Annotated in this window: 8 protein-coding genes; all 8 read left to right on the top strand. The window is 40.2% G+C overall.

Annotated elements, in window-relative coordinates; genetic code table 11:
• Nucleotides 1-397, top strand: a 397-nt coding sequence (locus Q0502_RS12770) for a hypothetical protein (RefSeq protein WP_298651299.1), incomplete at its 5' end; no start/stop codon positions are given.
• 24 nt (nt 398-421) lie between these two features.
• Nucleotides 422-1,279: a DUF4886 domain-containing protein gene (locus Q0502_RS12765; RefSeq protein WP_298651298.1), complete on the top strand. Its 858-nt coding sequence runs from the start codon at nt 422-424 to the stop codon at nt 1,277-1,279.
• 290 nt (nt 1,280-1,569) lie between these two features.
• Complete coding sequence (locus Q0502_RS12760) at nt 1,570-3,654, top strand: alpha-galactosidase (RefSeq protein ID WP_298651296.1); 2,085 nt, start codon at nt 1,570-1,572, stop codon at nt 3,652-3,654.
• Between the two features lie 299 nt (nt 3,655-3,953).
• A complete protein-coding gene (locus Q0502_RS12755; RefSeq protein WP_298651294.1) occupies nt 3,954-5,159 on the top strand; it encodes a Gfo/Idh/MocA family oxidoreductase in 1,206 nt (401 codons plus the stop codon).
• 24 nt (nt 5,160-5,183) lie between these two features.
• Nucleotides 5,184-5,450, top strand: a complete 267-nt coding sequence (locus Q0502_RS12750) for a LamG domain-containing protein (RefSeq protein WP_298651292.1) — start codon at nt 5,184-5,186, stop codon at nt 5,448-5,450.
• A 245-nt stretch (nt 5,451-5,695) separates the two neighbouring features.
• Nucleotides 5,696-7,060, top strand: coding sequence for a DegT/DnrJ/EryC1/StrS family aminotransferase (locus Q0502_RS12745; protein ID WP_298651290.1), 1,365 nt, complete (start codon nt 5,696-5,698; stop codon nt 7,058-7,060).
• A gap of 17 nt (nt 7,061-7,077) precedes the next feature.
• Nucleotides 7,078-8,430: a neutral/alkaline non-lysosomal ceramidase N-terminal domain-containing protein gene (locus tag Q0502_RS12740; protein ID WP_298651289.1), complete on the top strand. Its 1,353-nt coding sequence runs from the start codon at nt 7,078-7,080 to the stop codon at nt 8,428-8,430.
• A gap of 58 nt (nt 8,431-8,488) precedes the next feature.
• Nucleotides 8,489-9,091: a hypothetical protein gene (locus tag Q0502_RS12735; protein ID WP_298651287.1), complete on the top strand. Its 603-nt coding sequence runs from the start codon at nt 8,489-8,491 to the stop codon at nt 9,089-9,091.
• Nucleotides 9,092-9,108 lie beyond the last annotated feature (17 nt).

Here is a 9,108-nt window from a genome sequence, read left to right as displayed (position 1 = left end):
ATATGAGCTGACCCTGGAAATCTCTGCTATTTTAAAAAAAGAACTGGAAAACAATCCTTCGTTATACGGGCAAAATGTGGGTTACGCTCGTAAAATGGCGTGGTATGAACATTGCCTTTGTGGAAAAAAGGTAGATATTTCTTGTTTAAGTATTGGAAGAGCAAGGATTCTTCATCTGCCGGCAGAAGTGTTTGTAGATTATCAGTTGGCAGCTAAAAAGAGGCGCCCCGATTTATTTGTCGCCGTAGCTGCCTATGGAGAGTACGGGCCGGGTTATATCGGTACCGAAAAGGCATATAAGGAAGGAGGATATGAAACAAGTGAAACCGCCTCGAATGTACACCCTGAAACCGAAAGGACATTAAAACCAGCTATATTCAAGCTATTGGAAGATTAATTACAAACACCATACATCTCAATTATGAAAAAGTGTCTTTTAACTTTATGGGTATTTATTGTTTTATTTACGATCCATGCATGGTCGCAGGATACAATAAAAGTGTTGGCAGTCGGCAACAGTTTTTCAATAGATGCGGTGGAAAACTATTTATACGAGTTGGGACAAGCGGATGGAGTGACTTTTATTATCGGAAACTTACACATTAGCAGTTGTTCGCTGGAAAAACACTGGAGCAACGTGGAGAGCGGCAAGGCGGAATATTCGTATCGTAAAATCGACGGGACGGGAAAAAAGGCCACAGCCCCCGGCGTATCCTTATTACAAGGCATAAACGATGAAAACTGGGATTATATCAGTTTTCAGCAAAATAGTGCAAATTCGGGTCTGACCGGGACTTATTTCCCTTATCTGATCCAACTGACAGCATTTGTAAGGGAACATGTTACCAATCCGCAAGCCAAATTCCTTTTTCACCAGACTTGGGCCTATGCCCAAAATTCAAAAAGCGATGCATTTCCGAAATATAAGAGCGACCAAAAATATATGTATGAATCTATTGTAAAAGCATCGCGTAAAGCCGCACGTAAAGCCGGAATAAAAATGATTGTCCCCTCAGGAACAGCTATTCAGAACGGTAGAGGCAGCTTTATCGGCGATCGTTTTTGTCGCGACGGACATCACCTGACTCTGGATTTAGGACGTTATACTGCCGCCTGCACATGGTTCGAAACTCTATCCGGAAAATCGGTCATTGGAAATTCTTTCGCACCAGCCACTATAACTCCTTTGGAAGCCATCACGGTTCAACGTGCCGCCCACCAGGCGGTATCAGAACCGTTTAAGGTAACAACGGTAAGATTAGGCGTTAATAATCGGTGAGAAATCGGGAGATAACGTCTTTTGAGGATAACATTTCGGAAATTACCATGGGAGGTAATGTTAATTATATATCTTTGTAACTTATTCGAATACAATATATTTAACAACATGACGCGATAAATAATAACACTATCTTGATAAGATATTTGTTGATTTAAAGAATAATGGAGGGGTTATTTTGATGTTTTTGGTATTTCTCTTTCTCAAATAACTGCCTGATATCTGATAAAGACTATCAGGCGGTTATTATTCTTCCGGAAATCCGAAAACAAAAAATTCAGAAAAATACAATGAAAAATAAAATACTGTTTATCAGCACTCTACTTATTGCAATATCTTTCCACACTTTATATTGTAATAATAATTACTTACGCTATTTCGATTGTGTCGTACAATTGAAAGACGATATGCTGACAGTAGGAAACTCCAAAATAGAAAGGATATTTAAATTTAATAACGGCCACCTGATAACCAGACATATTTTAAATAAAGAGACAGGGTTTCAATGGAATGCAACGGATGATGCTCCTGATACAAACTTTCCCGATATAATGGAGAGACCAGGATTGGAATCTTTCCGTACGTATATTGTTGAGCAAACCTTATCAAAAGAAGCTTATGTTGAAGTTGAGATCATATACAAAACAGATCAACTTTTTGTAAAAAGAATTATCCGTTTGTACCCCGATTGCCCGGCCATTGGCTTTGATTTCTATTTTAAAGGTAATATCGGTACGTCGAAATGGTATGATCCAGGTTTTATCCATGAATCATTAGCTGATGTAAGATTTGTCGCTTCGAAGAACGCCCGGTCGCAGGTACCTGTCCTCGAAAAACTTTCTCTACCGGGTAAGCATTGGACTTACAGGGTGGTGGACTTATATGAAATGACCGATCATTTAAATGATTTGGTAACGGTTCATGATTATCAGGCATACAATGAAAGATTGTACCGGGGGAATATTTTTTTTGCAAGAAACCGGGAAAATGACGAAGGTATTTTTTTACTGAAGGAAGCCCCTTCTCCAAATGCACAGCTAAAATATTTGTCGGGCGATTATCTGGCCTCATTCGGCCAGATCAGAATGATAGGATTCGGTATAGACTCTCAGGATATAGACCCTGCCGTATGGACACCGGGGTATTCTGCTGTTATGGGCATCTTTGCCAAAGACGAATATTCTTCTTTAAAATCACTAAGAACATACCAGGACAAATTACGTAAAAGAGTACAGGGAAGAGATGATATGGTCATGATGAATACATGGGGAGACAGAGGGCGTGACAGCAGGATAAATGAAAAATATATCATAGAAGAACTGGAATTGTGTTCTCAATTGGGAATTTCGCATTTTCAAATAGATGACGGATGGCAAACAGGCAAAAGCCCCGCTTCCGTAAAAGGAGGGTCTTTTGACAATATATGGGAAAATAATGATTATTGGATCCCCGATAAAACTAATTTTCCTTCCGGATTTACCCCGATAATGGAAAAAGGGAAAGAATACGGAATAGAAATATGTTTGTGGTTTAATCCGAGTTATACGGATAATTATGCGGGCTGGGAAAAAGATGCGGAGGTTTTAGTCGGCCTGAATAAGCAATATGGTATAAGGACTTTTAAAATTGATGGATTAAGGATCCATAACAAATTATCGGAATTGAGGGTCGATAGTTTATTTAAGAGAGTACAGAAGGAGTTAAATGATGATGCCGTTATAAATCTGGATGTAACTGCGGACAAACGTTTTGGTTATTTATATAAGAGTGAATACGGCAATATTTTCCTGGAAAACAGATATTCTGATTTCGGGAGTTATTATCCCTATTGGAGCTTAAGGAATTTATGGACATTGTCCAAATATGTTCCGGTCCAAAATCTGCAGATTGAATTTTTGAATAAATGGAGAAATAAAGATATTTATAAAAATGATATATTTGCTCCGGAATTATATGATTTTGATTATCTTTTTGCAATAACCATGATGTCACAACCATTGGCGTGGATGGAGGCTCATAATTTACCGGGAGAAGCATTTTCAACAGGAGAAACGATAAAGAAATACAGAATATTTCAAAATGATATCCATCAAGGTTTGATTTTACCGGTTGGAGAAGAACCAACCGGTAAATCCTGGACGGGATTCCAAAGTATTCAGGAAAATTCAGGATATTTTCTCATATTCAGAGAATCAAATGATATGCCGGAATACTTAATGAAAACATGGCTGGAGCCGGGGACCAAAGTCGAGTTGGAATCAATATTGGGAGAAGGGGTCAGTTTTACGGCAATAATTGATGTCAACGGACAGATTCCGTTTTCTTTGAAGAATAAAAACAGCTACACTCTCTATAAATATAAAACGGTAAGATGAAAGAAAAACAATCTTTTTATCTTTCGCAGGATATAAAGATAGTGAAAATCAGCGGATTAATATTCTTTTTTATGTTAAACTTCGTTCATATACATCTGAATACTAATTAGTTGTCAATATTTACCGAAGTATTGATCTGTTTAATTTGAAAAATACCATTTTTTAAAGTGGACTCATCTTTAAACCAAATATGGAATACAATGACTCGAAGAGAATTTGTAAAAAATAGCTTGATTGCTTCAACAGCCTTGGAATTTGCCCATCCATTAATGGCTGGTACAGGTAAGCTTGTATCCGAAGTGGATACCCCTGTTAGGGTCGGCATTATCGGATTGGGGGCGAGAGGCTCCCGTTTGATGAGCGAACTGCTCAAAATCAATGAAATGGAAATCGCTGCGCTGTGCGACCTTTTTCAGGACCGTATCAATCGCGCTGTGACAATGTGCAAGGAACGCCGTAACCAGACACCGAAAACCTATTGCAAAGATGACACGACATATCTTGAAATGCTTGATAAAGAGCAGTTAGACGCCGTTATTATTGCGTCCTATTGGGAATATCACACGCCGATGGCTGTGGAAGCGATGAAACGCGGCATCTATCCAGGTATTGAAGTTCCATGCTCGCTCACGGTGGAGGAATGTTGGGCATTGGTCGAAACTTCCGAGAAAACCGGCGTACCCTGCATGATGCTTGAAAACTGGAGTTTTCGGCGCGATAACTTAGCTATTCTCAATATGATACGAAAAGGTTTTTTCGGCGAAATCATTCATTCACACTGTGCCCACTCGCATGACTGCATTGACCACTGGTTTTTCGACAGCCAGACCGGCACCGACAGATGGCCTGCCAAGTATCTTGTCAATTACAATCGCGATCAGTACCCCACGCACAGTGTAGGACCCGTATTGAGTTGGATGGACATCAACTGCGGTGATGTGTTTACCGAAATCTATTCAACTGCCACGGCGAGTAAGGGTATCAATGCCTATTTCAAACGGAAATTCGGCGAAAACCACCCCAATGCCAACCGCAAATTCAAGCAGGGCGACATTGTTACTTCGACATTGAAAACAGCGAATGGTAAAACATTGATAATCAACTATGACATGCAATTACCCCGCCCGTATTCCAACCGTTGGCTCATTCAAGGTACGCTTGGCGTTTACGATGAAGAGCGCGGCGGCATCTACCTTGCTGAAAAGTCACCGAACTATCACCAGTGGGAAGAATGGAAGCCTTACGAAGAAAAGTACCTGCACAAGTGGTGGCAACCCGACGGCATAGAAGCGGGTGGACATGGCGGAGTGGACTATATCCAACTGCGCGAGTTTATCAAAGCTGTCCGTGCGAAAGGCCCCGTACCGCTCAACGTTTACGATTCGGCCGTAATGAGCGCCATCGTTGATTTGTCAGGCCAATCTATTAAAAAGAACAGGCCTGTCGCTTTCCCTGACTTTACGAAAGGTAAATGGAAAACCCGTAAACCATATTTCGGAATATAAAATTCTTATGAAGCCGGCAAATCTGTGACATGGCATAAATCTTTTCCCACTGGATGGCATCATGTTGTAGCTTCAAAATCAGCCAATAACTTAAAGCTGTATGTAGATGGAGAATTAGTGAATGAAACTATGATACCTGATTCATTAATGTTTAACATGGATTCTACTGCACCCTTAAAAATTGGCTCTGGTCAGAACGATATTTTTAAAGGTCAGATAAAAGAAGTGCGTTTATACAACAGGGTATTGAAGGAGGAAGAGATTGAGTTATTAGCTAAGAGGGACAAATAGAGCTATAATTTAACGCTAATAACGTCTTTTGAGGATAATATTTCGCGAATAAACACCAGAGATAATATTAATTACATATCTTTGAAACTTAGTTAAATACGGTGCATTCAGAAATATTATCCAGTAAATAAAAGTATAATCTTGAAAAGATATCTGTTGATGTAAAGTATTTTGGATGATTTTTGGAGTTAGGAGAAGAGGCCGGTTTTACGGCTGTAATAGATGATACCAGTAAAATAAATCATATGGACAGGCGCAAATTTATAACGGGAACTATCGGAGGAGCCAGCCTACTGGCTGTATCCGGATTTAATAATCTATATGCATGGGGACAATCAAATGGAGATGACAAACTCCCCGCCATATTGGGTGGTACCAAATCACATCATGATGTATGGCCTAACTGGCCGGTCTGGAAATCGGCTTATGAGGAAAGTGTGCTGGAAGTTTTGCGTAGCACAGTATGGTCGAGGTCTAAAGTTACTGCCGAGTTTGAACAAAAATGGGCTGAACTGATCGGAACAAAAAGATGCCTCTCGGTGGTGAACGGAACCAACGCATTGATTGCCTCCGTAGCCCAATTCAATATAGGGCCAGGCGATGAGGTGATTGTGCCTCCCTACACATTTATCGCTACCATACAGGCAATCTTAATGAATGGGGCATTACCGGTTTTCGTGGATATAGATCCCAAAACCTTCCAGATAGACCCGTCAAAGATTGAGGCAAAAATCACTTCCCGTACCAAAGCTATCATTCCGGTGCATATTCTGGGAATTCCGGCAGATATGACCCGGATAATGGCGATTGCGAAAAAACATAACCTGATAGTCATTGAAGATGCCTGCCAGGCCCATCTCGCGGAAGTGAACGGGAAAAGGGTCGGCTCAATCGGTGATGCGGGATGTTTCAGTTTTCAAACCTCGAAAAATATGCCGATTGGCGAAGGAGGTGCGATTACCAGCGATAATGAAGCGTTTATGGACCAGTGCTTCTCTTTCCATAATTTAGGCCTTCCTTATGGAACCCAGGTCGGCAGTGTAAGCGGAGGAGGAGTAAGAGTAGGATCGAAAATAAGATTTACGGAGTATCAGGCTGCTATCGGATTGGTACAGCTGACAAACCTGGAAAAAGAGACAGATACCAGGTGGGAGAACGCACAATATTTATCGGAAAAAATAAAAGGGTTATCCGGTATTTCTCCTGCCACATTGTATCCCCAAACAACAAAAGCCGTATATCACTTATACCCGCTGTTGTACAATAAAGATAAATTCAAGGGACTGACCCGAAGCCAGTTCCTGGAGTCATTAAGAGCAGAAGGGATTCCGTGTTCTTCAGGCTATACCCCGTTACATACTCAACCATTTATTAAAGCGGCTTTCGAATCGAAATTGTATCAAAAGGTATATGACAAAGAAGATTTGGATTACCGGAGCTTTATAGATAACAATCAATGTCCGATGAATGACCGGATATGCAATGAAGAAGCAATATGGTTGACTCAGAATTTGTTCCTGGGAAATAAGTCGTCGATGGATAATATTGCGAATGCAATTGAAAAGATACATGATAATGCGGATAAGATTGTCAAAAAATTAAAAAAATAATACGATACGTAATCAAAATGAAATTAGATAATCGTTTTGTTTTCATCATTTTATTGATTGGAGGTACATTCTTCTCTTTCGGACAGGCTTCCGGCAGCCATGATATATGGAAAGTAGGGGTAGCCCGCAAAAATATCACTCCTTCTTCTTCGGTTTGGATGGCCGGTTACTCGAGCAGAACTTCACCGTCTGAAGGAAAGATACATGATCTGTGGGCAAAAGCCCTCCTGATGGAAGATATGCAGGGAAACCGATCAGTGCTGGTAACAATGGACCTGTTAGGAATTCCCAAAGACTTCTCGGATGCGTTGAGAGAGAAAATAGGACGAAAATATGGGTTGAATAAATCTCAGATCGCACTAAGTTGTTCACATACCCATTCAGGGCCTGTTGTCGCGAGAGGATTGGAATATATTTACCCTATGGATGCCGGGAATTGGAAAAAAGTCGATCAATACACCGCACAATTGGAAAAAATGCTCTTTCAATTAGTCGGAGAATCAATGACCAATCTAAAACCGGCAAAGATCTATACAGAAAACGGCACTGCCCGTTTTCAGGTAAACCGGCGGAATAATAAAGAAAATCAATTAACCTCTACCACCAGCCTGAATGGCCCTAATGACTATGCCGTACCCGTCATTAAAGTAGAAGGACTAGACAAAAGTTTAATAGCTATTATTTTTGGTTATGCGTGCCACCCGACTACATTATCTATCAATGAATTTTCAGGTGATTATCCGGGATTCGCTCAAATAGAATTGGAAAAATCGCATCCGGGTGCAATAGCCATGTTCTTTCAGGGAGCCGGCGCAGATCAGAATCCTTTGCCGAGACGTACCCTTCCTTTGGCAATACAATACGGAAAACAACTGGCGGCATCCGTAGAGGCTGTACTGTCTGGCAAAATGAATATACAGGCAAGTCTGCTTGTGGATAAATATGATGAAATTGATCTTCCGTTCGATAAGCCATTACCCATACAACAATTAGAAGAAATAGCAAAGGGTAGCGACTATCAGGCACGATGGGCAAGAGGAATGATCGGTGAATATAAAAAGAAGGGGACATTCATAAAATCATACTCCTACCCTATACAATATTGGAAAATAGGAAATCAATCACTGTTTATAATGGGGGGAGAAGTGCTGGTCTCTTACGCAATTCAATTGAAAGAGGTGTACGGACAAGAAGTTTTCGTAATGGGGTATACCAATGATATCGTTTCATATATTCCTTCTGCCAAAGTGATAGAGGAAGGCGGATACGAGGGTGACACATCACAGCGCGTATATGGACTTCCGGCAAAATGGTCCACCCAGATCGAACCTGTTATACTCAACGGATATAAAAATTTATTAGAAAAATAAACAAACTAAGTATTCAAGGGAAATTAAGAAAATTACTCATCAATTAAATCTAAAGTGTATGCACAACATTGCTATAATTCTATCAGAAAGAGGTTATACTCTCAAGTTTTGCTTGTTGTTCATCTTTTTATTCCCCATGCTGGGATATGCACAATCTGTTGAATTCTCAAAAGATTCAATTCCCGTGGTGGACGGAAAGGTTGTTTTTTCTGTTAATTTTGAGCACGACCTGGATAAGGAAGAGTTCATGAAAAGGTCAATAGCTTATTTGAACAACAAATTAGATCCGTATTCCGGAGTGTTTCTTTTCAATAGCAGAGATTCTACTGTTTGTAGAATAACCGATTATCTCGAAATCGATGCCAAGGTGGCACAATTGTTTGCTATCTATGTGACTTATAGTTTACGTATGACGTATGAAGAGGGGAGGTGCACGATGACGATTTGGGATTTTACTTATATGGAGAAGACTTATTTTGAAACACAGGAAGCAAGCGAACGTAAACTGAATATGCCTGAGTACTCGGGGGAATATATGATGATCGATAAAAGCTACACCCGATTGATGACAAAAGACCCTGCGGGAAGAATTACAGAGGCCACGGTGAACAGGATTAATGAGATCATAAGTAATCTGGAATTATCTTTTGTGAGAAAATAATTAAAACTTTATAATAT

Origin of the sequence: uncultured Proteiniphilum sp. (genome assembly GCF_937873925.1) — a bacterium.
Lineage (GTDB): Bacteria > Bacteroidota > Bacteroidia > Bacteroidales > Dysgonomonadaceae > Proteiniphilum.
This window is presented reverse-complemented; position numbering and strand designations above follow the sequence as displayed.